Source organism: Kocuria sp. NBRC 114282 (genome assembly GCF_030268385.1).
Lineage (GTDB): Bacteria > Actinomycetota > Actinomycetes > Actinomycetales > Micrococcaceae > Kocuria > Kocuria palustris.
This window is the reverse complement of sequence record NZ_BSQO01000002.1, coordinates 437755-462373: the sequence shown is the minus strand read 5'-3', so window position 1 is coordinate 462373 and position 24619 is coordinate 437755. Positions and strand designations below refer to the sequence as shown.

Here is a 24619-nt window from a genome sequence, read left to right as displayed (position 1 = left end):
CCCAGCCTAGCCGCGCGCGGGCGGCGGCGGCCAACGGCTCGGCGGGCGAGCCGTGGCGGAGCTCAGCGCGTCTCGGCACCGCGCGTGTTGGGGTCGATCACGCGCATGGTGGTCGTGGTGCTCGGCACCGAGCGGCCCCTGGCCAGGACGCGACCGGCGGTGCGGTCCATGTCGGCCACGATCCGGTACGAGGTCGACGGCTGAGCCAGCGAGATCGGACCCGTGAAGGCCTCGGCAGCCTCCCTGACGGCACGGGTCGGCGAGTTCCACACGGGCAGGTGCGTGAGCATCAGCTCATCGGCATCGGCGGCGTCGGCGGTCTGCCCGGCGCGCAGGCCCGTGAGGTGGATCCCCCGGTAGGCGTCGCGGCCCTCGTGGTAGGCGGCCTCGCACAGGAAGAGATCGGCATTGCGGGCGGCCTCGGTGAGGCCCTCGCAGGCGTCGCTGTCCCCGGAGTAGGTCAGCACGCTGTTGCCGTCGGCTCCGTCGTACTCGATGCGCAGCGCGAACGGATCCTCGACCGGGTGCTCGACCCGGTGCGGGGTGATGCGGAACGGGCCGATCTCCACGGCCCGGCCGTCCTCCCACTGCCCGATCGTGAACTCGTTCTCGATCGTCTCCGCGGAGTCCAGGACGTGGGCGGCCTCCATGTAGTCCATCATCCCGGCCGGGCCCCAGACCGGGACCGGACCGGCCTCCCAGCCGCGCGGATCCCACTTCACCGCCACGTGCAGCCCCGCCAGGTCGACGCAGTGATCCGGGTGAAGGTGGCTGATCAGGACGGCATCGATCTCCGAGAGCTCGATGTGGCGCTGCAGCGCGCCCAGCGACCCGTTGCCGAGGTCCATGAGCACCCGCCAGGTCCGACCCTCATGATCGGTTCCGGTGAGCAGGTAGCAGGAGGCAGGGGAATCGGGGCCGGCGAACGAGCCGGTGCAGCCGATCACGGTCAGGATCATGAGACGGGGCCTTCATCGTCGGAGGCGCGGACAGGGGACGGACCGGCGGAGGCGCGGTCCTTCATGGCGGCGTGCTCGGCGAGCATCTGCGAGCTCACCTGGGACAGCGAGCCCGTGGGGAACTGCTCGGCCACCGAGCCCACGTGGCGCACCGCCGTGACCTCCGGGCCCAGGAAGCGCCGGGCCAGGATCTGGAAGGGCTCCGGATCTCCCGTGGCCAGGAACTCGTGGGGCTCCTGCGGCGGCTGGACGCGCGCCAGGTCATGGCGCACCAGTGCGCGGTAGACGTCCTTGGCGGTCTCCTCCGCAGAGGAGACCAGCGTGACCGCCTCCCCCATGACGTAGGAGATCACGCCGGTGAGCAGCGGGTAGTGCGTGCAGCCGAGCACGAGGGTGTCCACCCCGGAGTCCTGCAGCGGACGCAGGTACTCCTGAGCGGTCTCGAGGACCTCGGGACCGGTGGTCACCCCGGCCTCGACGAACGGCACGAACCGGGGGCAGGCCACGGAGCGCACCTCGAGCTGCGGAGCGGCCGCGAAGGTGTCCTCGTAGGCCCGCGAGCCCACGGTGGCCTGGGTGGCGATCACGCCGATGCGGCCGTTGCGCGTGGAGGACACGGCCCGGCGCACGGCCGGCTGGATGACCTCCACCACGGGGATGCCGTAGGCGCGCGTGTAGCGCTCCCGGGCATCGCGCAGGACGGCCGCCGAGGCGGTGTTGCAGGCGATCACCAGCACCTTGACCCCGGAGTCCACCAGCTCGTCCATGATCCGCAGCGCGTGGGCGCGGACCTCGGCGATCGGCAGCGGACCGTAGGGGCCGTTGAGGGTGTCGCCCACGTAGACGATCCGCTCATCCGGCAGCTGGTCGATGATCGCCCGGGCGACCGTCAGCCCGCCCACGCCGGAATCGAACACGCCGATGGGAGCATCGGGCGACGGACCCTCGACGGGTCCGTCTGCCGCTTCTGTGCTCCCCGGAATCTCGCGCATAGGGCACCCAGGGTAGACCGGTGCCGCTCGGCAGCCTGAACCGCGCGCCGACGAGGTCACGCAGATCACTTCACACGATGACTCATGCAGGGTCCTCACCCTGGTCAGAGGCCCTGCGGCGGCTGATCGTCCGTCCCGTCATCCTCCGGCAGCTCCACCAGCATGGCCTGGATCAGCGAGTCCTGCAGCCACGAGACGAAGCCGTAGACGACGGCCATGTAGGTCTCGGTGTCCTTGGGCTTCTTCCCGGAGGCCTTCTCCACCCGACGGGCGTCCGCCTCCGAGTCGATCCCCAGCCGGGTCGAGAGCACCAGACGGATGTCGTTGAGCGCCCGGGAGACGTCGCTGGCCGCCGCGGGGCTCAGGCGCACGGGATCGGACTCGAAGGCGAGTGCCGCAGCGCGCAGCGAGGCGACCTTCTGCTCGCGCAGGGACCGGTCGGTGAAGCGGCGGAACTCCTCCGCCTGCTCCGGATCCTGGCTGCCGGCAGGCAGCAGGCGCGCCACCGCCGGATCCTGCGGCGCCTCGACGGGACCGTCGCCGCCGAGCAGGGCCTCCAGCGGATCTGCCTCCGGAGCGGCCTGCTCGAGCTCGAGCAGGCCGATGATGTCCTGGCACAGCCTGACCAGCAGCCCTCGCTCATCCGCGGAGAGCCGGGCGGAGAGGCCGTGGGCCCCCGAGCGGAATCCGTGCGCCATCAGCTGCGCACCCCATCCGCGTCCTGGCCTCCGCCTGCGCGCTCGTAGGTGGCCATCAGGCCATAGCCGTGCAGGGCGGCGACATGGCGCTCGGCCTCCTCCAGAGTGCCCTCGGCCACGATCGCCCGGCCCCGCTCGTGGACCTCGAGCATCAGCGCGTGGGACTTGGCCTGCGAGAAGCCGAAGTGCGTGCGGAAGACCCAGGTCACCCACGACATGAGATTCACGGGATCGTCCCAGACCACCACGTGCCACGGGATCTCCAGGGCGGTGCGCTGGGCGGTGTCGACCTCTGGGCGCTCGTCCAGATCCGGTCCGAGGCTGGTCAGAGGCGTGCGGGTTCTCGTGCTGAGCTCCATGATGTGCCCCATCGTAGGCACCGGTCCCGACAGCGCATCATGAGGACCATGCCCGGGGACGGGACCGCACGGCGGGCGGCCAGTACAGTGGCCTGCGTGGAATCGAGCAACCGGACCTGGTCCCCCGCCCCGACGTCGCTGATGACGGATCACTACGAGCTGACCATGCTGCAGGCCGCCCTGCGCGACGGCACCGCGCAGCGGCGCAGCGTCTTCGAGGTCTTCTCCCGCCGCCTGCCCGCCGGACGCCGCTACGGCGTCGTGGCCGGCACGGGGCGCTTCCTCGAGGGACTGGCGAGCTTCCGCTTCGACGAGGACCGCCTGGCCTTCCTGGAGCGCACCGGCGTGGTGGATGCCGCCACTCTCGAGTGGCTCGCGGACTTCCGCTTCACCGGCGACATCAGCGGCTATGCCGAGGGCGACCTCTGGTTCCCGCACTCGCCGATCCTGCGCGTGGAGTCCACGTTCGCCGAGGCCTGCATCCTGGAGACCTACCTGCTCTCGGTGCTCAACTACGACTCCGCCGTGGCCTCCGCCGCCTCCCGCATGGTCACCGCCGCGGGCGAGCGCCCGTGCCTGGAGATGGGCTCGCGCCGCGCCTCCGAGGAGTCCGCCGTGGCCGCCGCCCGTGCGGCCGTGATCGCGGGCTTCGCAGGGACCTCCAACCTCGAGGCCGGCTACCGCTATGACCTGAAGACCGTCGGCACCTCGGCGCATGCGTTCACGCTGCTGCACGACGACGAGGAGGCGGCCTTCCGCTCCCAGCTCGAGACCATGGGCGTGGGGACCACGCTGCTGGTGGACACCTACGACGTCGAGAAGGCGGTGCGCCTGGCCGTCGAGCTCGCCGGTCCGCAGCTAGGGGCCGTGCGCGTGGACTCCGGGGACCTGGTGGGTCAGGCCGGTCGCGTGCGCGCCCTGCTCGACAGCTTGGGAAACCGCGACACGCGCATCACCGTGACCTCCGATCTCGATGAGTACGCGATCGCCGCGCTGGCCGCTGCCCCCGTGGACTCCTACGGCGTGGGCACCAGACTGGTCACCGGCTCCGGGGCCCCCACGTCCTCCATGGTCTACAAGCTCGTGGCCCGCGAGGGCGCCGATGGGCAGCTCGTCTCCGTGGCCAAGGCCTCGTCCGGCAAGGCCTCCGTCGGCGGGCGCAAGTCGGCGCTGCGCCGCCTGGATCCGCGCGGCACCGCGACCCACGAGATCGTGGGGGTGGGCCACGATCCCGCCGACGACGGCGACGACCGCCCCCTGATGCTGGACTTCGTGCGCGGAGGCGAGCTGGTCGACGGCTGGACCGGCCCCCAGGGCGTCCAGCGCGCCCGGCAGCGCCACGCCGACTCCGTGCGGGAGCTCCCGCGCTCGGCCACCCGCCTCTCCGAGGGCGAGGCCGCGATCCCCACCGTGCTCGAAAACTGAAGGGAACCCTCCTCATGCGCACTGCACTGATCGTCGTGGACGTCCAGAACGACTTCTGCGAGGGCGGCTCCCTGGCCGTCGACGGCGGCTCGGACGTCGCGGCGGCGATCTCCGAGCACATCGAGCAGCACCACGGGGACTACGAGGCGATCGTGGGGACCCTGGACTGGCACATCTCGCCGGGCTCGCACTTCTCCGAGGACCCTGATTTCCGGACCTCGTGGCCCGTGCACTGCGTGGCCGAGACCGAGGGCGCCGACACCCACGACGAGTTCGAGACCGACCGCATCGAGGCCTGGTTCCGCAAGGGCGAGTACGAAGCCGCCTACTCGGGCTTCGAGGGCGTCCTGGCCCCGGAGACCTCCACGCCCCTGGGGGCGGTGGAGGAGGACGACGAGGCCGAGGACGAGGAGCCGATCGGCCTGGACGACTGGCTGCGCGATCGGGAGATCGAGGCCGTGGACATCGTGGGCCTGGCCGCCGATCACTGCGTGCGCGCCACCGCCCTGGACGCCGCCGACGCCGGCTACGAGACCCGGGTGCTGCTGAGCCTGAGCGCCGCCGTCTCCCCCGATTCCCTCGAGGACGTCATCGACGAGCTCGACGACGCAGGCGTGGAGGTCGTGCGCGACTGACGGGGCCCCGCCTCGCACCGACGCGCTGCGCCTGCTGCGGCGGGACTTTCCGCATCGAAGCGTCTCGCCCCGGCGCGTCCTACTTCCGCCCCACGAACCAGTTCTGCATCTTGGCGATCCGCGCCTCGATCTGCTCCTCGGTGGCCTGGGCCACGGCCGGTCCCCCGCACTCGCGGCGCAGGTCGTTGTGGATCACGCCGTGCGGCGTGCCCGTGCGGGCGGACCAGGCCGAGACGTTCTGCGACAGCTTCTTGCGCAGCTCCTTGAGCCGGCGGTGATCCGGAACGGACGACGCCTGCTGCGACTGATCGGCTGCCGACTGCGAGCGCCGACGGGCGTGCTCGGACTGCCGCTCGCGCAGCAGCGTGGTGACCTGCTCGGCATCCAGCAGACCCGGGATGCCGAGGTAGTCGGCCTCCTCGTCGGTGCCGGCGGCCACGCCGCCGCCGAACTCGCCGCCGTCGAAGAGCACGCCGTGGAACGACGCGTCCGATTCCAGGGCCTTGAACTCGCCGCCGGCCAGCTGCGAGGAGGCCTTCTCCTCGCGATTGGCGGCCGCGAGCTCGTCGTCGTCCCAGCCCTGTTCCGAGAGGTCCACGAAGTCCGGGCCCTGCGCCACGGGACGGTCCAGGGCGTGATCGCGCTCGAGCTCCATCTCGTTGGCGTGCGCCATCAGCAGCGGCACCGAGGGCAGGAAGATCGAGGCGGTCTCCCCGCGCTTGCGCGAGCGCACGAAGCGCCCGACCGCCTGGGCGAAGAACAGCGGGGTGGACGTGGAGGTGGCGTACACGCCCACGGCCAGGCGGGGGACGTCGACGCCCTCGGAGACCATGCGCACGGCCACCATCCAGCGCTGATCCCCCTCCGCGAAGGCCTCGATCCGCTCGGAGGCGCCCTTGTCGTCCGAGAGCACGACGGTGGGCTTCTCGCCCGTGATCCGCTCGAGCAGAGCGGCGTAGGCCTTGGCGTCCTGGTGATCCGTGGCGATCACCAGCGCCCCGGCATCGGGGACCGTGCGCCGGACCTCGGTCAGGCGGCGGTCGGCGCCCTGGAGCACGGAGGGGATCCAGGCGCCGTCGGGAGCCAGGGCCGTGCGCCAGGCATGAGCGGTGATCGACTTGGTGAAGCCCTCGCCGAGCTCGGCGGCCATCTCCTCGCCTGCCGAGGTGCGCCAGCGCATCTGTCCCGAGTACGCCATGAAGATCACGGGCCTGACCACGTGGTCCTTGAGGGCGTCGCCGTAGCCGTAGGTGTAGTCGGCCTTCGAGCGGCGGATGCCGTCCTTGTCCTCCTGGTACGTGACGAACGGGATCGGCGAGGTGTCCGAGCGGAAGGGCGTGCCGGTCAGAGCCAGACGGCGCGCGGCGGGCTCGAAGGCCTCCTTGAGGCCGTCGCCCCAGGAGCGGGAGTCGCCGGCGTGGTGGATCTCGTCCATGATCACCAGCGTGCGGCCCTGCTCGGTGCGCGCCCGGTGCAGCAGCGGCTTCATGCCGACCTGCGCGTAGGTCAGCGCGACTCCGATGAACCCGCGGGCATGGCTGCCGTCGGCGTTCTTGAAATTGGGGTCGATCGCCAGGTTCACGCGCGCGGCGGCATCCGCCCACTGCCGCTTGAGGTGCTCGGTGGGGCACACCACGGTGATCCGGTTGATGGTCCCGCGGTCCACGAGCTCCCGGGCCAGGCGCAGCGCGAACGTCGTCTTGCCGGCGCCGGGCGTGGCCACGGCCATGAAGTCGCGCGGCTCGGCGGCGAAGTACTTCTCCAGGGCCTCTGCCTGCCAGGCGCGCAGCTTCCCCGCTGTGCCCCAGGCGGCGCGCTCGGGGTAGGCGGGAGGCATCTCGGCGGCCGGGCCGCCGAACAGTGAGGGCTGGGAGTCATCGGACACGGGCTGGGCAGGTCCTTTCGCGGATCGCGTGGCGGGGGTGGCGCGGGCCGAGCTGAGGGCGCGCGGGGGCGCACGAGCAAGGCCCCGTCGATCCCGACGGGGCCGAGCGCACGCGGTCTCAGATCACTTGCCGCCGTCCTGCGGAGCGCGCAGGCCGTCGTAGATCTCCTTGCAGGTGGGGCAGACCGGGAACTTCTCCGGATCGCGGCCCGGGACCCAGACCTTGCCGCACAGTGCGATCACGGGATCGCCGGTGACGGCCGACTCCGTGATCTTCTCCTTGCGGACGTAGTGGGCGAAGCGCTCGTGATCGCCAGGCTCCTCGAAGGTGCGGGTCTCCTCCCGCTCGAGGGTCGAGGTGCCGCCGACGGGCTCGTTCGAGGTTCCCCCGCCGAAGGGCCAGGGACCCGCCACGGGGAGGGTGTCGTCGTGGAAGCTCATGGCGGCCAGTGTACTCCGCGCGCCCGACGCCCCTCCCCAGCTCAGGGCCTTGCGGGCCTGTGCGTCCGGCCACCCTCACGGCGCGGCTCAGGAGCGGTAGGACGAGACCTGCTGGTACAGCTCCGGCGCCCGGGCCTCGAGCCACCTGCCGCCGAGGACGACGCCGCCCCAGGCCAGGCCCAGCCCGCCGATGACACCGACGGCGAGGCCGAGCCAGCCCCACAGATCCTGTCCGGTGATCATCTGGACCACCAACGGGACGCCGGCCAGCATCGTCACGGCTCCGATCAGGACCATGACGGCCATCTGCACCAGCACGTTGAGGAAGGTGAAGCCCGGCGGCGTCTTCAGGGGCGAATCGCCCGGCAGCGGCACGGGATAGGTGTAGCGCGCCGAGAGCACGGAGCTGATGCCGCCCCCGCCGAGCAGCCCGAGCAGGCTCATGCCGATCACACCGGGAAGCAGGTGCCAGGTCTGGGTCATCGCCGCGCCGAACAGCAGGGCCGCGATGCTCAGCGCCCCTCCCACGACGCACAGCGAGATCAGCCTGCCCAGGCGGTCGTCGCGGCCTCGGATCCCGCTGAGCACGTGCAGGCTGAACGCCGAGTGGTCGTAGGCCACATCGGCCGAGATCGTGAAGCCCATCATGGCGGCCACGAGCGGTCCCGCGAACAGCAGAGGCCCGCCCTCCCCTGGGCCCGAGTTGAACCACAGCAGGCCCAGCATCACGGGGATCAGCACGATCGAGGCCGCGTAGCGCGGGTCCTTGAGCCAGTAGATGATGCTGCGCGCCGCCACGGCGGCCCACGGGGTCGCGGGCACTCGGCCCAGCAGCCCGGCGCCGCGCACGCGAGAGGCCGTGCCCCGCACCGGTGCCGTCGAATGCTCCAGCGAGCGCTCGAGCAGACGAGCCCAGAGCAGCCACACGACGATGCCCGTCGCAGCGACCACGGCGAGCCGACCCGCAGCGTGCAGCAGGAAGCCGTCGGCCATGTCGGCGGGGATCGCCCACAGTGCTCCCCAGGGGGTCCACGACACCCCCGCGGCGATCCGCTCGAGGTCGAGCCCGCCACCTGCCAGCAGACCGGTCAGACCGCCGATCACCGGCCCCATCAGGACCAGCAGGGCCAGTCCCAGCACGGAGGCGGCATCGCCGAGCAGCCGGCTGCGCTGCAGGCCCTCCAGCCCGGCAGCCAGGCACCGGTTGCCCAGGACCATGAGCCCCCAGGCGACGGGGATCAGCACGAGGGAGCTGATCAGTGCGATCGGGGTGGCGCGCCAGGCCAGGCTCAGCGCCAGGAGCCCCAGCAGCGTGAACGGCCCCGCCAGCCCCACGGCCGCGCTGAGCAGCTGGCCCAGGGCCAGTCCGGAGCGCGGGACGGGATACAGGGCGAAGCGACCGGCGTGCACCGTGGCATCGGCCCGCCCGGTGACCAGGGAGGCGACCCACCAGCCGATCGTGGCGGCCGCACCGACCAGCACGACCGGCACCGCGACCGCTCGGGGCTCGGCGCCGCCTCCGCCGACCCAGGCCATGCCGCCCCAGAAAACCACGAGGCCGAGCAGGTAGAGCCCGCCCAGGATCGTGCCCACCAGGGTCCAGGTGCTGCGGCGCATGGCCGCCGCGGTCAGTCGCGCCTTGAGGCCGACGACCAGCCGCGCCGTGGCTGCGGCCGACGGGCCCTTCACGCTCGCGCTCCCGCCAGGGGCGGGCAGGGAAGTCGCCGCCTGCCGAGCGGTCAGATCCTGCGGTGCGGCTTCCCCGGTCCCGGCATCTTGCACGGAGGTCTCGGAGGCGGGTCCCTGCGGGGTCATCGGGGCTTCAGCCACGTCAGCTCCTCCCCTGCGCCCTGGACGCCGCCGACGGTGTCCACGAAGACCTCCTCGAGGGAGCGCTCGCCGCGGACCTCGTCGACGGTCCCGGCGGCCTTCAGCACGCCGCCGTCCATGATCGCCACGTGGTCGCACATCCGCTGGACCAGGTCCATCACGTGGCTGGAGACGATCACCGTGCCGCCAGCCTGGGCGAAGCCGTGCAGCAGCTCGCGGATCCGCGCCGCCGAGACGGGGTCGACGGCCTCGAACGGCTCGTCGAGCACCAGCAGATCAGGTGCGTGGATCATGGCCGCCGCCAGGGCGATCTTCTTGGTCATGCCCGCCGAGTAGTCCTGCACAGCGGTGCCCGCGGCCTCCACGAGATCCATGGCCCGCAGCAGATCCTCGGTGCGCTGGGCGACCGTCTCCCGATCCATGCCGCGCAGCAGGCCCGAGTAGGTCACGAGCTGGCGACCGGCCAGGCGGTCGAACTGCCGCACCCCGTCCGGAAGCACCCCCATCCTGGCCTTCGCGGCTCGAGGATCCGCCCAGACGTCGATCCCGGAGACGAAGGCCTGTCCCTCCGTGGGGCGCAGCAGCCCCGTGAGCATGGACAGCGCAGTGGTCTTGCCGGCGCCGTTGCGGCCCACCAGGCCGTAGAAGGCCCCGCGCGGAACGTCCAGGCTCAGCCGGTCGACGGCCACGGACGGGCTCTTCGAGGACCCGAAGACCTTCGTGAGCCCGCGCAGGCTCACCGCGGATTCGGAGGGCGGGATGGGGATCTGCGTCATGGATCCACGATAGGCACGGCAGCGCCCCGGTCGCCTCCCCCGCTGGGAGGAGGATCGCCGGGGCGCGCACCGACCCCTCCCCCGAGGAGAGGAGGGGCCGGCGGAGAGGCTCTGCTCAGAACAGGGCGCGCATCAGCTGCCCCCGTGCCGCCACGACGCGGGGGTCCTCCGAGCCCACCACATCGAAGAGCTCGACGAGCCGCTGTCGGACGGTCTCCCGCTCCTCTCCGGCCGTGCGCCGCACGAGCTGCAGCAGTCGAGTGAAGGCGTCCTCCACGTGACCGCCCGAGACATCCAGATCCGCCACGTCCAGCTGGGCGGGGATGTCCTGCGGGTCCTGTGCCGCGGCCTGGCGCACCGCGGCGGCATCCATGGCGGTGACGCGGCGCAGCAGCTCGACCTGGGCCAGGGCGAGCTTGGCCTCGTGATCGCCCGGGTTCTCCTTCAGGGCCTGCTCGTAGCTGGCCTTGGCGCCGTCGAGGTCGCCGGCCTCCATGCGGTCCATGGCCTCCTGGTGCAGCGGCGGGAGCGGCTTTTGCTCCTCCTGCCCCGCGGTCGGCTCGGCGGTGCCGGAGACGCCGTTCTGCTCGGCCAGCTGCAGCAGCTCGTCGAACAGCGAGCTCAGCTGGTCCATGGGGATCGCCGACTGTCCGATCGGCACGGGGCGCCCGCCGATCATGGCGACGGTGGTGGGCACCGACTGGGCCTGCAGCGCCTCGGCGATCTGCGGCAGCTTCTCGATGTCCACCGCGCCCAGCACCAGGCGACCGGCGCGACGGTCGATCTGCGCGGCGACCTCGTCCACGAACGTGCGGGAGCCCTCGGAGTACGCGGCCCACAGCACGAGCACGACCGGCACCGTGGCCGAGAGCTCGGCGACGTCCTGGAACTGCTCGACGGTCTCGATGTCCCGGCGGTAGCCGCCGCCCTGCGTCTGGCCCTGCTCGCCGCCTGCCGACGGGGCGGCTGCCTCCTGGCCCAGGTCGACGGCTCCGCGCACCGAGGCCGGCAGCTGCTGGGCCTGGTCGTCCTGCGGCGCGGACTCGGCCGCGCCGGCGCCTGCGGGGATACGGGGATCGCTAGGAATGCTCATGCCTGCGAGTCTAGCGACGGCATCGCCGCCTCTGCCCGTCGTTGCTGCGGCGCTCGCTGTCAGCGCACGGGCGCGTCGTCCGCGCGGACGGAGGCCCGGCGCGAGAGCCTCCGCAGCAGCGCGGGACAGGGCTGGCGACCCTCGCTGAGGGATGGCCGTGTCCGCTCGAGCAGGGCCGCTGTGGGAGACTGTCGGCCGTGCGCTGTGTGATCGCTGACTGCTCCGTCGACTACGAGGGCCGCCTCAAGGCCCACCTGCCCCTGTCCCGTCGCCTCCTCCTGGTGAAGGCCGACGGCTCCGTGCTCGTGCACTCCGACGGCGGCAGCTACAAGCCCCTGAACTGGATGTCCCCGCCGGCTCGGCTGGTCGAGACCGCCCCGGATGAGGACCAGGCCGCCGCCGGCGTCACCGAGGTGTGGACCGTCAGCGCCGCCAAGTCCGACGATGTCCTGCGCGTGCTGATCCACGCCCGCCATGAGGAGCTCTCCCACGACCTGGGTGTCGACCCTGGGCTGATCAAGGACGGCGTGGAAGCCGACCTGCAGCGCCTTCTTGCCGAGCAGCTGGACCTGGTCTCCACGGGCACCACGCTGGTGCGCCGAGAGTTCCCCACGGCCATCGGACCGGTGGACATCCTGGCCCGAGATGCCTCCGGCGCCACGATCGCGATCGAGCTCAAGCGCCGCGGCGACATCGACGGCGTGGAGCAGCTGACCCGCTACCTCGAGCTGCTCAACCGCGACCCCCGCCTGGCCCCGGTGCGCGGCATCTTCGCCGCGCAGCAGATCAAGCCGCAGGCGCGCACCCTGGCCGCCGATCGCGGCATCGACTGCCTCACCCTCGACTACGACGCCATGCGCGGCGTGGACGACGTCGACTCGCGGCTCTTCTGACGGATCGGGGGCAGGCGGCACCCGTCGGTGCTGCCGACCCCCGATCCGTCCGCGACCTCTCGGCTCAGAAGCCGCCCTGCAGTCGGCGATCCACGGCGGCGCCCGCTGCCGTCAGGTTCTCCACGAAGTGCTCGTAGCCGCGGTCGATGTGCTCGACTCCGCCCACGATCGTCTCGCCGTCGGCGCGCATGCCGGCGATGACCAGTGCGGCGCCGGCGCGGATGTCCATGGCCTCGACGGGCGCACCGGAGAGCTCGTCCACGCCGTTGAGCCAGGCGTGGTGACCGTCCAGGCGCACGATCGCGCCCAGCCGCTCGAGCTCGGCGGTGAAGCCCCAGCGCGCCTCGAAGACGTTCTCGGTGATCATGCCGGGCCCGTCGGCCACCGCGTTGAGGGCGACGGCGAACGGCTGCAGGTCCGTGGGGAAGCCCGGGTACGGGAAGGTCGAGAAGTTCACCGGGCTGGGGCGCTGCGGTCCACGGACGCGGAAGCCGTCGTCGAGCACCTCGATCTCGCAGCCGGCGTCGCGCAGCTTGTCGAGCACGACCTCCATGTGCTCGGCCTCGGCGCCCTGCACGACGACCTCTCCCCCGGTGATCGCCGCGGCGAAGGCCCAGGTGCCGGCCACGATCCGATCCGGAACGGTGCGGTGGATGACCGGCTGCAGCCGCTCCACGCCTGTGATCGTGAGCGTGCCGGTGCCGATCCCCTCGATCTGAGCGCCCATGTCCACCAGCATGCGGCAGATGTCCACGATCTCCGGCTCGCGGGCCACGTTGTCCAGCACCGTGACGCCGTCGGCCAGGGTCGCTGCGGTCATGAGGTTCTCGGTGGCCCCCACCGAGGGGTACGGCAGGCGGTAGTGGGCGCCGTGCAGCCGCCCGTCGACCGAGGTCTTGAGGTAGCCGCCCTCGGTGCGCAGGTGCGCGCCCATGGCCTCCAGCCCGGCGCGGTGCATGTCCAGGCCGCGGGTGCCGATGGCGTCGCCTCCGGGCACGGCCACCTCGGCCGCGCCGCTGCGCACCGTCAGCGGGCCCAGCACCGAGATCGAGGCGCGCATGGCGCGGACCAGGTCGTAGTCGGCCTGGTGGTGCAGGGCCTCGGGAACGTCGATGGCCACGGTGTGCCCGGCGCGGTCGTAGTCGACCTGGCAGCCCAGGCGCCGCAGCAGCTCCGCCATGATCGAGACGTCCTGGATCTCCGGGACGTTGGTGATCGTGGAGCGGCCCTCGGCCAGCAGCGTGGCCGCCATCAGCTTGAGGACGCTGTTCTTGGCGCCGTGCACCGGCAGCGTCCCGTTCACGGACGTGCGGCCGCGGACGACGATCTTGTCTTCCATGTTCTGGCTCTTCCTGGTCTGCTGGCCCGCAGCCCTCGGGGCGGCGGCGATGCGCCGACACGACGACGGCATGAAGCCGCCCGCCCCCGCAGGCGCTGCTGCGCGCGGGGACGGGCGGTCCGGCGGATCACTTCTGCGCGGCTGCGCCTTCGCGGAAGTGATCGGCGACGATGGTCACGCGGTTGTTGTCGACGGTGACGATTCCGCCGTCGACGCGGCCCTCCACGCGCGAGCCGCTGGTCGGGTCGATGATCACACGACCCTCCTGCAGCACACCCGCGACCGGGACGTGTCCCGCGAGGATGCCGATCTCGCCCTCCATGGTGTTGACGATGACCTGACGGGCCTCGCCGTTCCACACGGACTGGTCGACCTCGACGACTTCGACGATCAGCGGATCAGCCATGTCACTTCTCTCCGGTGGAGCGCTTGATCTCGTCCCACTGCTCCATGACATCGTCCAGGCCACCGACGTTGTAGAACGCCTGCTCCGGAACGTGGTCGAGCTCGCCGTCGCAGATCTTCTTGAAGGACTCGATGGTCTCCTTGAGCGGGACCGTGGAGCCCTCCACGCCGGTGAACTGCTTGGCGGTGTAGGTGTTCTGCGACAGGAACTGCTCGATGCGACGGGCGCGCGAGACGACGACCTTCTGCTCCTCGGACAGCTCGTCCACACCGAGGATCGCGATGATGTCCTGCAGCTCCTTGTTCTCCTGCAGGATCGACTTCACGCGGGTCGCGACGTCGTAGTGCTCCTGGCCCACGTACTGCGGGTCGAGAATGCGCGAGGTCGAGGCCAGCGGGTCGATCGCCGGGTAGAGACCGCGGGATGCGATCTCACGAGACAGGTTCGTGGTCGCGTCCAGGTGGGCGAACGTGGTCGCCGGGGCCGGGTCCGTGTAGTCATCGGCGGGGACGTAGATCGCCTGCATGGAGGTGATCGAGTGTCCGCGCGTGGAGGTGATGCGCTCCTGCAGGACGCCCATCTCATCGGCCAGCGTGGGCTGGTAGCCCACGGCCGAGGGGATGCGGCCCAGCAGGGTCGAGACCTCCATGCCCGCCTGCGTGAAGCGGAAGATGTTGTCGATGAACAGCAGCACGTCCTGGTTCTGCACGTCGCGGAAGTACTCGGCCATGGTCAGGCCGGTCAGCGCGATGCGCAGACGCGTTCCGGGCGGCTCATCCATCTGGCCGAACACCAGGGCGGTGTCCTTGAGCACCCCGGCCTCGTCCATCTCGACCCAGAGGTCGTTGCCCTCACGGGTGCGCTCGCCCACGCCGGCGAACACCGAGGTGCCGCCGAAGTTGCGGGCCACACGGGTGATCATCTCCTGGATGAGCACGGTCTTGCCCACGCCGGCGCCGCCGAACAGGCCGATCTTGCCGCCCTGGATGTAGGGGGTCAGCAGGTCGATCGACTTGATGCCGGTCTCCAGCATCTCGGTCGCGCCCTCGAGCTCGGAGAAGGGGGGCGGGTCGCGGTGGATCGACCAGCGGTCCTTGATCTCGAGCTGGTCCGAGGCGACGTCCAGCGAGTCGCCGACCACGTTGAAGATGTGGCCCTTGACCACATCGCCGACCGGGACGGAGATGGGGGCGCCGGTGTCATGCACCTCGGTGCCGCGGACCAGGCCGTCGGTGAGCTGCAGCGAGATCGCGCGGACCATGTTGCCGCCCAGGTGCTGAGCGGTCTCGAGGTTGATCGTCTTGGTCTCGCCCTCGAACACCAGCTCGGTGGTCAGCGCGTTGTAGATCGCCGGCATCTGGTTCTCGGGGAACTCGATGTCGACGACCGAGCCCTTGACGCGGGCGACGCGACCGACGGCGCCAGCGACAGGCGTGGTGTCCTGCTCGTTGATGGTGGAAGTCATGTCTCTCACTTCACTGTTCGTGGGTGGCGTGGGGAAATGCGGCGGCGCCGAGGCGCCGATGGATCACAGGGCCTCGGTGGCCGAGACGATCTCCGTGAGCTCCGTGGTGACCTCGGCCTGGCGGGCGTTGTTCATCTGGCGCGTGTACTTGTTGATCAGCTCGCCGGCGTTGTCCCCGGCCGACTTCATGGCGCGCTGGCGCGAAGCCAGCTCAGAAGCGGCCGAATGGCACATGCTCGAGTAGATGCGCGCCCGGATGTAGCGCGGCAGCGCGATGTCCAGGAAGTCCTCCGGAGAGGGCTCGAAATCGAAGCCGGTGTCCGCCGTGGAGACCTCGCCGTAGCTCTCGGCGACGTCGTCATGGATCTCGTTGGCGTCCACGACCTCCAGCGGCAGCAGGCGGAGGACCGACGGTTCCTGCTTCACCAGCGACTCGAAGCGCGTGTACACCAGGTGGATCTCGTCGATGCCGCCCTCGTCGTACTCCGTCGTGTAGAGATCGACCAGCAGCTCGGCCAGCTCCTCGGCCCGCTCCGCCTTGGGGCTGTCGGTGTCCCCCTCGAAGGCCTGCTCGTAGGCACGGTCCCGGAAGTCGAAGTTCTGCTTGGCCTTGCGCCCGATCAGGTAGACCTTCGCCTCGGTGCCCTGCTCGTCGAAGCGAGCCAGCAGCTTGTCGGTCTTCTTCAGGACGTTGGCCGAGTAGGAACCGGCGAGGCCGCGGTCCGAGCTGAACACGACGACGGCCGAGCGGCGCGAGGTCTCCGTGCGCTGGTTCAGCATCGGGTGGCTCGAGGTCCCGGACTGGGACAGCACCTGCGACAGAGCACGGGTCAGCGCATTGGCGTACGGCGAGGCCGCGGCCAGGCGCTGACGCGACTTGCTGATCCGCGAAGTCGCGATCATCTCCATCGCCTTGAAGATCTTCTTCATGGACTGCGTGGAGGAGATCTTCTGGCGGTAGACCCGGATCTGGGCTCCCATGAAGCTTCCTTTCTGTGCCGTTGCGGTGCGCCGCGCTCAAGCGCGGCGCACCGCAACGGAGGGCGTCAGTTGGCGCGGGTGCTGCCGCTGGCGGAGATCTGCTCCTGGCCGACCTCGTCGTCGGACAGCGGCTGGCTCTCCTCGTGGCCCGGGGCATGGTTGTCCCGGTTCGTGCCGCGGAAGTCGCGCTTGACCTCGGCCACAGCGGTCTCCAGCGCCTCGACGGCGTCGCTCTCGAGCTTGCCGCTCGAGACGATCGAGTCGGTGACGTTGGTGGTGCGGCGGACCTGATCGATCAGAGCGCGCTCGAAGTCCAGGACGTCGGCGACCTCGATGTCGTCCAGGTGGCCGTTGGCACCGGCCCAGATCGAGACGACCTGGTCCTCGACGCGGTACGGCGAGTACTGCTTCTGGCGCAGCAGCTCCATCAGGCGGGCGCCGCGGGTCAGCTGCTGGCGCGAAGCCGCATCCAGGTCCGAGGCGAACATGGCGAAGGCCTGCATGGAGCGGTAGGCCGCCAGGTCCAGCTTCAGCGTTCCGGAGACCTTCTTCATGGCCTTGATCTGCGCGGCGCCGCCGACGCGCGACACCGAGATGCCGACGTCGACCGCGGGACGCTGATCCGCGTTGAACAGGTCCGACTGCAGGAAGATCTGGCCGTCGGTGATGGAGATGACGTTGGTGGGGATGAACGCCGAGACGTCGTTCGCCTTGGTCTCCACGATCGGCAGGCCGGTCATGGAGCCTGCGCCCAGCTCGTCCGAGAGCTTGGCGCAGCGCTCGAGCAGGCGGGAGTGCAGGTAGAAGACGTCGCCGGGGTAGGCCTCGCGTCCCGGCGGGCGGCGCAGCAGCAGCGACGTGGCGCGGTAGGCCTCGGCCTGCTTGGAGAGGTCATCGAAGACGATCAGGACGTGCTTGCCGCCGTACATCCAGTGCTGGCCGATGGCCGAGCCGGCGTACGGAGCGAGGTACTTGAGACCGGCCGAGTCGGAGGCCGAGGCCGTCACGATGGTCGTGTACTCGAGCGCGTTGTTGTCCTCGAGGGTCTTGCGGATGCCCGCGACCGTGGAGGCCTTCTGCCCGATGGCGACGTAGATGCAGCGGACCTGCTTGTCCGGATCGCCGGTCTCCCAGTTCTCGCGCTGGTTCAGGATCGTGTCGATGCCGATCACGGTCTTGCCCGTCTGGCGGTCGCCGATGATCAGCTGGCGCTGGCCGCGCCCGATCGGGACCATGGCGTCGATGGCCTTCAGGCCGGTCTGCATGGGCTCGTGGACCGACTTGCGCATGGTCACGCCCGGGGCCTGCAGCTCGAGGGCGCGACGGCCCTCGGCCTCGATGGGGCCCAGATCGTCGAGCGGGTTGCCCAGGGTGTCGACCACGCGGCCGAGGAAGGCGTCGCCGACCGGCACGGAGAGGATCTCCCCGGTGCGCTCGACGGTCTGGCCCTCGTCGATCTCGCGGAAGTCGCCCAGGACGACCACACCGAGATCGCGCACGTCCAGGTCCTGGGCCAGGCCCAGCTCGCCGTTCTCGAAGCGCAGCAGCTCGTTGGCCATGACCGAGGGCAGGCCCTCGACTCGGGCGATGCCGTCGGCGGCGCTGGTGACGCGGCCGGTCTCGGTACGTTCGGTGGTGCCGGGCTCGTAGGACGCCGCGAACTCCTGGAGCGCGCTGCGGACCTCATCGGCATTGATGGTCACTTCGGCCATCTCGTGTCCCTGCTTCCTCGTTCGTGATCATCGTGTCGATGACCAGCTGTTTCGTCTGTGCGGTCGGATCTTCCCGACCGGCGGGCGCGGTGCGGCGTCCGGTGGCGGCCTCAGGCGCGGATGCGCTCCTGCAGCTCGTTCAGCCGTGCTGCCACGGAGCCGTCGATCACCTCGTCGCCGACGGTGATCCGCAGACCTCCGACCAGCGTGCGGTCCTCGTCGAGCACGATCTTCAGCTCGCGGCCGTAGAGCCGCGAGAGGGCGCCGCGCAGGCGCTCGACCTGTGCGTCGTCGAGAGCTCCGGCGTAGCGGACGCGGGCGATGCCGCCCTCTCGGACCTCGGCGAGCAGCTCGGCCCAGTCGGCCAGCACCCGGTGCGGGCGGTGGGCCCGCGGGGTCAGGATGGCCTGCTCGGCGAGCAGGCGACCCTCCTCGCGCAGCGACGGGGCCACGCGATCCAGCAGACGCAGCTTGGCCTCGCGCGGAGCTCGTGCGTCCGTCAGCGCCTGCTGCAGCTCGGGGTCCTCCTCGAGGACCGCCTGCATGCCCAGGGCGTCGTCGACGACCGCGTCCAGGCCCTCGGGGCCCATGCGCCGCTCTGCCGCGAGCCCCGCCAGGACGACGGCCGAGGACTCGAGGCCCTCGGTGAACGCCTCCTCGGTGGCCCACGTGCGGCTGCTCAGCAGTTCGAGGATCCCGGTGGCCGCATCCCCCAGCGCCGTGGAGAAGATGCGCCGCGCCAGGGCGCCGCGCTCCTCGCCGGAGCGAGAGGGGTCGGTCAGCGAGCGCCGCAGCAGATCATTGCCCTGCACGGCCTCGAGCGCGTCGAACAGCTCGCGCGAGATGCTCGAGTGCGCCTGCTCCGCCCACGGGCGCAGCAGCGACGCGACATCCACGCGTCCGAGCTCAGACCGTGCGGCGCTCACTGCTGGGCACCCTGATCGGCCGGCGCGCTCTCGAGCTCGGAGATGAACCGATCGATGACGCGACGCGAGCGATCATCGTCGGAGAGGGACTCCCCGACGACCTTGGACGCCAGCTGCGTGGCCAGCGAGCCGACCTCGGTGCGCAGCGACAGCGCGGCGGAGGAGCGCTCGGCGGCGATGGCCTTGTGCGCGTTCTCTGTGATCCGAGCGGACTCGCTGTTCGCGCGGTCCTTGAAGTCAGCCAGGATCTTCTCGCCTTCGAGGCGAGCCTCCTCGCGGATCTTCTGGGCCTCGAGACGGGCGCTCTCCAGCTGCTGGTTGTACTCGTCGCGAGCGCGGTCGGCCTCGGCCTGGGCCTGCTCGGCCTTAGCGAGCCCGCCCTCGATCGCCTCGCTGCGCTCGGCGTAGGTGCGCTCGAACATCGGGACGATCCACTTGATCGCGACGAACAGCAGGATGAAGAACCCCACGGCGGTGACCAGCATCTCCCAGCCATTGGGGATCAGCGGATTGGCCGCCTCGGCAGCCATGATGTCAGTGGTCATGGACGTCGTTCCTGTTCTCTTCGGCTCCTGTCAGATCTCCACTACCGCGGAGGATCACAGGAAGAACATGACGAAGCCCAGGATGGCCAGGGCCTCGACCACGGCGAAGCCCATGAACAGCATGGGCTGCAGGACGCGCTGGGCCTCCGGCTGGCGGGAGACGGCCTGCATGTACGCGGCGAAGATCAGACCCACGCCGATGCCGCCGCCGATGGCAGCGAGACCGTAGCCGATGGCGGAGAGCGAACCAGTGATATCCATTCTTGGAGATTCCTTTCAGACTGCCCGCGCAGTGCGAGCGGTGTGCCACGAATGGCGATTGACAGGTCGGAGCGGTACTCCGCGTGTGGCTCGGTCGCTGCCGAACCAAGACTGTGGGGTCAGTGCCCTTCCTTCAGTGCGCCGTCGACGTAGACCGCGAACAGCAGCACGAAGATGTAGGCCTGGAGCACCTGGATCAGCACCTCCAGGAAGAAGATGAAGATGCCGAGCACGAGGGCGCCCAGTCCGCCGAGGAACCCGAAGCCGCCCACGTTCACGAAGAGGTGGGACATGAGGCCGGCCGAGACCATGATGGCCATGTGGCCGGCGAACATGGTGGCGAACACACGCAGAGCGTGGGTCACGGGGCGGATGATCAGGTTCGAGAGGAACTCGATCGGGATCAGGATGACGTAGAGGATCTTGGGGACGCCCTCCGGCATGGTCATCTTGGCCATGAACTTCCCGAAGCCGTGGCGCTTGATCCCCACGCCCACCCAGGCGACGTAGGCGATGATCGCCAGCACGTAGGCCGAGCCGGCGTGCGACATGGTCGGCAGCTGGAGGACGGGGATGGACCCGAAGAAGTTGTTCACCAGGATGAAGAAGAAGAAGGTGAACAGCCACGGCAGCCAGGGGCGCAGCTCCTTCTCGCCGATCAGATCGCGACCCAGCGAGTTGCGGACGAAGCCGTAGGCGACCTCACCGAGGTACTGGCCCTTGGACGGCACGAGCGACTGGCGCCGGATGGCCCAGAGGAAGAAGAAGGAGATCAGTGCCACCGACAGCAGGATCAGAAGCATCTGCTTGCCGAAGGCGAAGGACCCGATCTCGAACAGCGGCGGGAGGTGCATGTCCTCCACGCCGGGGACCTCTAGGCCTGTTCCCTCGAGGGGCGGCGCGACAATCACTGGCGGTCCTTTCTGCTGCCGCCGTCCCAGCTCCGGTGAGTCTCGGAGTGATACGGGGCGTCTCGGCGTTTCCGGGCGGCACCATGATCCTGCGGGTCCTCGCTGATCCGCAGCCCGGCCTGCAGGCGGAGGTAGGAGAGAGCGAGGCCTGCCGCGAGCCCGAGGCCCGCACCGGCATAGACCATCCACTGTGTTCCCACCAGGTAATCCAGCAGGAATCCTATCAGACCCCAGAAGGCCGTCCCAATCACGAGATAGGTCATGATCCCCAGTGCGGCGCGGTTCCCACCGGCCTGCACGAGCTCCCCCGCGGTGCTCAGCGGGCTCTTCTCAGCGGCTGATCCAGCCTCCGGGGAGTCCTTGCCCGCGGATGCTCTCGGCGTATGGTCTGGGTGCTGTGCGGGGTCCATCGTCAGGTCCTCTCGGAATCGCCGTCCGGCACGGCGACGTCGTAGATCGGCATGCGGGCTCGGCGCAGGCCGGTGGCCATCCCGCCCAGCCACGCCCCCACGGCCACAGCGGCCGCTGCCATCAGCCAGTGGGGCCTCAGCCAGCCCGGGGTCTCGACCGAGGCCATCAGCATGGCCCCGACGAGCACCAGCACGAGGTAGGCGAAGAGCATGACCAGCGGAGGGGCGTAGGCCGATAGCCCGCTGGCCCACCACAGCGCCAGGCCGGACAGCGCAAACGGGACGGCGACGACCGCCGAGGCCGTCGCCGCCGAGGCGGCAGCATCTCCCCCGGAGATGATCGCGGCCGCGACCACGAGCGCCAGGCAGGCCGCGGCACCGGCGATCAGGCCGTGGCGCAGCATCACCGCCCAGGGGCTTCCCCCGACGGTGCTCAGGCGCCGGCGAGGGTCTCGACGGACGCTCATGCGCGCGCCTCCTGGGCCTCGGCGGTGCGTCGTGCGCCGAGCAGGCGGGGCAGGCTCAGGTACAGCGCGAGCACGGCCAGCACGGCCAGGCCCGGCACGACCGCCGGCAGCCCGCTCAGCCACAGGCCGGTGAGCCCCACCAGGGAGACGACCACGGTGAAGACCGCGACCGTCAGGGACGAAGCCGCATGCGAGAACCCGATGTCCGTGAGCCGCTGGTAGACGTGCTCGCGGTGCGGGCGCCACCATGGATCGCCGCGGCGGATGCGCCGCAGCAGGGTCCAGCCCGTGTCCGCCAGGTACACGGACAGCGCGGGCAGCAGGTACTCGACGTACACCCCGGACAGGAAGGCCGCGATCGCGATCATGATCAGCGATCCGCCCAGCAGGTAGGAGCCGACGTCGCCCAGGAAGACGGAGTCGCGCGAGAAGTTCCAGGGGAGGAAGCCCAGGAAGGCGAAGGCGACCACGAGCCCGGCCACGATCATCCACACCAGGTCGTTGGAGGCCCCCGCCCAGGAGTAGACCATGCCGACCACGAAGCCGTGCATCCCGGAGATGCCGTTGAGGCCGTCCATGAAGTTCGCGACATTGATGTAGGCGACTACGGCGATCGCGCACACCGGCCACCACCAGATCCCGGTGCCCAGGATGAGGGTCAGCGCCCCGGCGCACACCAGGCCGATCAGCAGCTGCCCGGCCAGGCGCCAGCGCACCGACAGCCCGCGGATGTCCTCGCACCACCCGAGCCCGGCGGCCAGGGCCGTGCCGAGCAGCACGACCAGGGCGACCGAGCGGTCGACCTCGACGGCCCCGAGAAGCAGGGCCAGCAGCTGCACGACCACCACGGCGGCCGCCACCGCCAGGCCCATGCCGCGGATCACGGTGCGTGTGTGGGAGGAGCGCTCATTGGGGATGTCCACCACGCCCAGTCGGCGCAGCACGGGCTTGACCACCAGCGGCATGGCCAGGCTCAGCACCAGGGCCGCGGAGCCGAAGATCAGGCCCAGGTGCAGCAGGGACTGCAGCTCCTCGGCGGTCGGCCAGGCGCCGGGATCGGTGGCGAGCACCGAGATGTCCTTGTTCTCGGCACTGAGCTGCAGAGCGGGGATCGCGGCGGTGCTCATGAGGCGCTGTCCTGATCCTGGTCGTACGGCAGCTCGTCGTCGCCGCGGCACGCACCACCGGCAGCGGTCCCGTGCTCGGGCTCTTCCGCGTGAGCGGAGAGGGAGGCCCGGCGTGCGGCGCGGAACTCCGTGGGCGCAGGCTGGGAGTGCGTTCGCACCACGGGGATCATGCCGGTCGTGGGCATGTTGCCGCGCAGCTTCCAGGTGTGCCGGTCCAGGCCCTCCGGGGACAGCGCCGTCGCCTTGGCATGCGAGATCTTGGGGTGGAAGGGGCGCTCGTCCGACTCGCCGAGACCGATCAGCTCCTCGTGCAGCTTCTCCCCCGGGCGCAGCCCGGTGATCACGATCTCGATCGACTCGCGCCCCGACAGGGTCCGCAGCCGCTCGGCGATGTCGATGATGCGGATCGGCTCGCCCATGTCCAGGATGAGCACCTCGCCGCCGCGGGCGATCGCCCCGGCCTGGACCACCAGCTGGCAGGCCTCCGGGATGGTCATGAAGTAGCGGGTCGCCTGTGCGTCGGTGACCGTGATGGGCCCGCCCTGGCGGATCTGCTCCGTGAACAGCGGGAGCATGGATCCGCGCGAGCCGAACACGTTGCCGAAGCGCACCGAGGCATACCGCTTGCCGGTCTCCTGGGCCATCCAGGCTGTGAGCTTCTCGGCCACGCGCTTGGAGTGCCCCAGTGCGGTCGTGGGGTTGGCGGCCTTGTCGGTCGAGACGTTGACGAACACGCCCACGTCCGCCTTCCGTGCGGCCTCCAGCACGTTGAGGGTGCCGAGCACGTTGGTCTTCCATGCCTCGTCGGGATAGGTCTCCAGCAGCGAGACGTGCTTCAGCGCCGCCGCGTGGAAGACGACCTCCGGTCGGCGCTCGAGGAACAGCTGCTCGAGCGCCTCGGCATCGCGGATATCGGCCAGGACGGTGTCCCGGCCGTCGAGCAGGCCGCGGCCCGTGATGGAGATCTGCGTGGACTGCAGGTTGGTCTCGTCGCGGTCGAGCATCATCAGCTCGCCGGGCTCGAAGGCCAGCAGCTGGCGGCACAGCTCCGAGCCGATGGAGCCGCCGGCACCCGTGACCAGCACCCGCCGACCCGTGATGTAGCCGGAGATCTCCTTGGAGTCGATGTCCACGGGGCTGCGCCCGATCAGGTCCTCGAGGTTGACGTCGCGGATGTCCACGCTGGTGCCGGGGCCGGTGAGCATGGACGACAGCGGCGGCACGGTCATCACGCGCGTGCCGGTGCCGGCGACCGTGTCCGCCACCCGCTGCAGCTTCTTGGAGTCGACCCCCGACAGGGCCACGAGCAGGATCTGCGAGCGCGTCTGCTCGAGCACCTGGGTGGCGTCGTCGAGCGTGCCGAGCACCGGGACCGAGGAGATGCGCAGGTGCTTCTTGGCGGGGTCGTCGTCGATGATCCCGACGGGCACGTACTCCGAGTCCGGGTCCTGCATCATGCGCTGGATGATGAACGTGCCGGACTGCCCCGCGCCGTAGACGACCACGTGCTGGGCCGCCTCGCCGGGCTTGGACGCGGACTCCTGGTACATGCGCTTGAGGTAGCGGAAGGCGGCCATCAGCAGGCACGCGAACGGGAAGGCGATCAGCGCGACTGAGCGCGGCACCCCGATCGACGGGCCGGTGATCAGCAGCAGGATCTGCAGGATCGCCGCCACGATCACGGTGACGACCACGAGCAGCTTGGCCTCGTCGAAGCTGCCGAAGGAGTAGCGGCCCCGATAGAGGGCGAAGGAATAGCCGACGGCCAGCTGCGAGACGACAGCGACGACGCACACGGCGAACATCCCGATCGGGCTGATGAAGTCCAGGTTGAGCTCGTAGCGCAGCGCGAGGGCGACGGTCATGGCCACGATCCAGGACAGCGAGTCCAGGATCATCTGGATCCACAGCCAGGCGGTGGGCTTCTCATCGGCCGCGGCTCGGCTCAGCGCGAGCGAGGCGGAGCCGGTCAGACCGGTGGAGGATGCGGCTCCGTCGCCGTCCTGCGGTGGCTGCATCGGGGTCGGTCCCTCCTGGAGACGTACGGGAGCGCTGTGCCGGCCGCCCGAGCAGAGCCCTCGCG

The 24619-nt window shown here is 70.4% G+C and carries 25 protein-coding genes; 3 read left to right on the top strand and 22 right to left on the bottom strand.

Annotation, left to right across the window (positions count from 1 at the left end):
* Positions 1 to 62: 62 nt before the first annotated feature.
* The 4 genes from QSJ40_RS05765 to clpS form a co-directional block, all read right to left on the bottom strand.
* On the bottom strand, positions 63 to 959 hold the full coding sequence (locus QSJ40_RS05765; protein ID WP_053447161.1) for an MBL fold metallo-hydrolase: 897 nt from the start codon (positions 957 to 959) through the stop codon (positions 63 to 65).
* Positions 956 to 1951, bottom strand: a complete 996-nt coding sequence (gene murI / locus QSJ40_RS05760) for a glutamate racemase (protein WP_053447160.1) — start codon at positions 1949 to 1951, stop codon at positions 956 to 958. Before murI ends, QSJ40_RS05765 begins: the two co-directional genes overlap by 4 nt.
* Positions 1952 to 2055: 104 nt before the next feature.
* Positions 2056 to 2649: a DUF2017 domain-containing protein gene (locus QSJ40_RS05755; RefSeq protein WP_024290771.1), complete on the bottom strand. Its 594-nt coding sequence runs from the start codon at positions 2647 to 2649 to the stop codon at positions 2056 to 2058.
* Positions 2649 to 3008, bottom strand: a complete 360-nt coding sequence (gene clpS, locus QSJ40_RS05750) for an ATP-dependent Clp protease adapter ClpS (protein WP_029643887.1) — start codon at positions 3006 to 3008, stop codon at positions 2649 to 2651. The genes QSJ40_RS05755 and clpS overlap by 1 nt, the downstream gene beginning before the upstream one ends.
* A gap of 87 nt (positions 3009 to 3095) precedes the next feature.
* Between clpS and QSJ40_RS05745 the strand changes: the two genes are divergently transcribed.
* Positions 3096 to 4433, top strand: coding sequence for a nicotinate phosphoribosyltransferase (locus QSJ40_RS05745; RefSeq protein WP_285729586.1), 1338 nt, complete (start codon positions 3096 to 3098; stop codon positions 4431 to 4433).
* A gap of 14 nt (positions 4434 to 4447) precedes the next feature.
* A complete protein-coding gene (locus tag QSJ40_RS05740) occupies positions 4448 to 5068 on the top strand; it encodes an isochorismatase family protein (RefSeq protein WP_024290773.1) in 621 nt (206 codons plus the stop codon).
* 79 nt (positions 5069 to 5147) lie between these two features.
* Here the strand turns inward: QSJ40_RS05740 and QSJ40_RS05735 are convergent, their stop codons facing one another.
* The 5 genes from QSJ40_RS05735 to QSJ40_RS05715 all read right to left on the bottom strand — a co-directional run bounded on the left by QSJ40_RS05735 (position 5148) and on the right by QSJ40_RS05715 (position 11093).
* A complete protein-coding gene (locus QSJ40_RS05735; RefSeq protein WP_053448216.1) occupies positions 5148 to 6905 on the bottom strand; it encodes a DEAD/DEAH box helicase in 1758 nt (585 codons plus the stop codon).
* 171 nt (positions 6906 to 7076) lie between these two features.
* Positions 7077 to 7394 (bottom strand): DUF3039 domain-containing protein, encoded by a 318-nt coding sequence (locus QSJ40_RS05730; protein ID WP_006215201.1) that lies wholly within the window; start codon positions 7392 to 7394, stop codon positions 7077 to 7079.
* Positions 7395 to 7481: 87 nt separating this feature from the next.
* Complete coding sequence (locus tag QSJ40_RS05725; RefSeq protein WP_285729510.1) at positions 7482 to 9224, bottom strand: hypothetical protein; 1743 nt, start codon at positions 9222 to 9224, stop codon at positions 7482 to 7484.
* On the bottom strand, positions 9206 to 10000 hold the full coding sequence (locus QSJ40_RS05720; protein WP_006215203.1) for an ABC transporter ATP-binding protein: 795 nt from the start codon (positions 9998 to 10000) through the stop codon (positions 9206 to 9208). The genes QSJ40_RS05725 and QSJ40_RS05720 overlap by 19 nt, the downstream gene beginning before the upstream one ends.
* Before the next feature lie 115 nt (positions 10001 to 10115).
* A complete protein-coding gene (locus tag QSJ40_RS05715; protein WP_204783004.1) occupies positions 10116 to 11093 on the bottom strand; it encodes a tetratricopeptide repeat protein in 978 nt (325 codons plus the stop codon).
* Between the two features lie 197 nt (positions 11094 to 11290).
* Between QSJ40_RS05715 and nucS the strand changes: the two genes are divergently transcribed.
* Complete coding sequence (nucS, locus tag QSJ40_RS05710) at positions 11291 to 11986, top strand: endonuclease NucS (RefSeq protein ID WP_251714915.1); 696 nt, start codon at positions 11291 to 11293, stop codon at positions 11984 to 11986.
* A 64-nt stretch (positions 11987 to 12050) separates the two neighbouring features.
* Here the strand turns inward: nucS and murA are convergent, their stop codons facing one another.
* The 13 genes from murA to QSJ40_RS05645 form a co-directional block, all read right to left on the bottom strand.
* Positions 12051 to 13325, bottom strand: coding sequence for a UDP-N-acetylglucosamine 1-carboxyvinyltransferase (murA, locus tag QSJ40_RS05705; protein WP_006215206.1), 1275 nt, complete (start codon positions 13323 to 13325; stop codon positions 12051 to 12053).
* 127 nt (positions 13326 to 13452) lie between these two features.
* The gene (locus tag QSJ40_RS05700) at positions 13453 to 13731 is read right to left on the bottom strand and encodes a F0F1 ATP synthase subunit epsilon (protein WP_006215207.1); all 279 of its coding nucleotides are present in this window, start codon (positions 13729 to 13731) and stop codon (positions 13453 to 13455) included.
* A 1-nt stretch (position 13732) separates the two neighbouring features.
* Positions 13733 to 15196 carry a F0F1 ATP synthase subunit beta gene (atpD, locus tag QSJ40_RS05695; protein WP_006215208.1) on the bottom strand — a complete coding sequence of 488 codons (1464 nt, stop codon included), beginning with the start codon at positions 15194 to 15196 and terminating at the stop codon, positions 13733 to 13735.
* A gap of 63 nt (positions 15197 to 15259) precedes the next feature.
* Positions 15260 to 16177, bottom strand: a complete 918-nt coding sequence (locus tag QSJ40_RS05690; RefSeq protein WP_006215209.1) for a F0F1 ATP synthase subunit gamma — start codon at positions 16175 to 16177, stop codon at positions 15260 to 15262.
* 65 nt (positions 16178 to 16242) lie between these two features.
* Positions 16243 to 17889: a F0F1 ATP synthase subunit alpha gene (gene atpA, locus QSJ40_RS05685; RefSeq protein ID WP_006215210.1), complete on the bottom strand. Its 1647-nt coding sequence runs from the start codon at positions 17887 to 17889 to the stop codon at positions 16243 to 16245.
* A 110-nt stretch (positions 17890 to 17999) separates the two neighbouring features.
* Entirely contained in the window at positions 18000 to 18815 is an 816-nt protein-coding gene (locus QSJ40_RS05680) for a F0F1 ATP synthase subunit delta (protein WP_285729500.1), read from the bottom strand.
* Positions 18812 to 19360 (bottom strand): F0F1 ATP synthase subunit B, encoded by a 549-nt coding sequence (locus QSJ40_RS05675; protein ID WP_006215212.1) that lies wholly within the window; start codon positions 19358 to 19360, stop codon positions 18812 to 18814. The genes QSJ40_RS05680 and QSJ40_RS05675 overlap by 4 nt, the downstream gene beginning before the upstream one ends.
* Positions 19361 to 19414: 54 nt before the next feature.
* Positions 19415 to 19621, bottom strand: a complete 207-nt coding sequence (locus QSJ40_RS05670) for an ATP synthase F0 subunit C (protein ID WP_006215213.1) — start codon at positions 19619 to 19621, stop codon at positions 19415 to 19417.
* A 119-nt stretch (positions 19622 to 19740) separates the two neighbouring features.
* A complete protein-coding gene (gene atpB / locus QSJ40_RS05665; RefSeq protein ID WP_051452724.1) occupies positions 19741 to 20475 on the bottom strand; it encodes a F0F1 ATP synthase subunit A in 735 nt (244 codons plus the stop codon).
* Positions 20476 to 20528: 53 nt separating this feature from the next.
* The gene (locus QSJ40_RS05660) at positions 20529 to 20942 is read right to left on the bottom strand and encodes a hypothetical protein (RefSeq protein ID WP_197459093.1); all 414 of its coding nucleotides are present in this window, start codon (positions 20940 to 20942) and stop codon (positions 20529 to 20531) included.
* Positions 20943 to 20944: 2 nt separating this feature from the next.
* A complete protein-coding gene (locus tag QSJ40_RS05655; RefSeq protein WP_206389992.1) occupies positions 20945 to 21409 on the bottom strand; it encodes a hypothetical protein in 465 nt (154 codons plus the stop codon).
* Positions 21406 to 22536, bottom strand: coding sequence for an MraY family glycosyltransferase (locus tag QSJ40_RS05650; protein WP_285729497.1), 1131 nt, complete (start codon positions 22534 to 22536; stop codon positions 21406 to 21408). The genes QSJ40_RS05655 and QSJ40_RS05650 overlap by 4 nt, the downstream gene beginning before the upstream one ends.
* Positions 22533 to 24554 (bottom strand): polysaccharide biosynthesis protein, encoded by a 2022-nt coding sequence (locus QSJ40_RS05645; protein WP_278858078.1) that lies wholly within the window; start codon positions 24552 to 24554, stop codon positions 22533 to 22535. The genes QSJ40_RS05650 and QSJ40_RS05645 overlap by 4 nt, the downstream gene beginning before the upstream one ends.
* Positions 24555 to 24619: the final 65 nt, after the last annotated feature.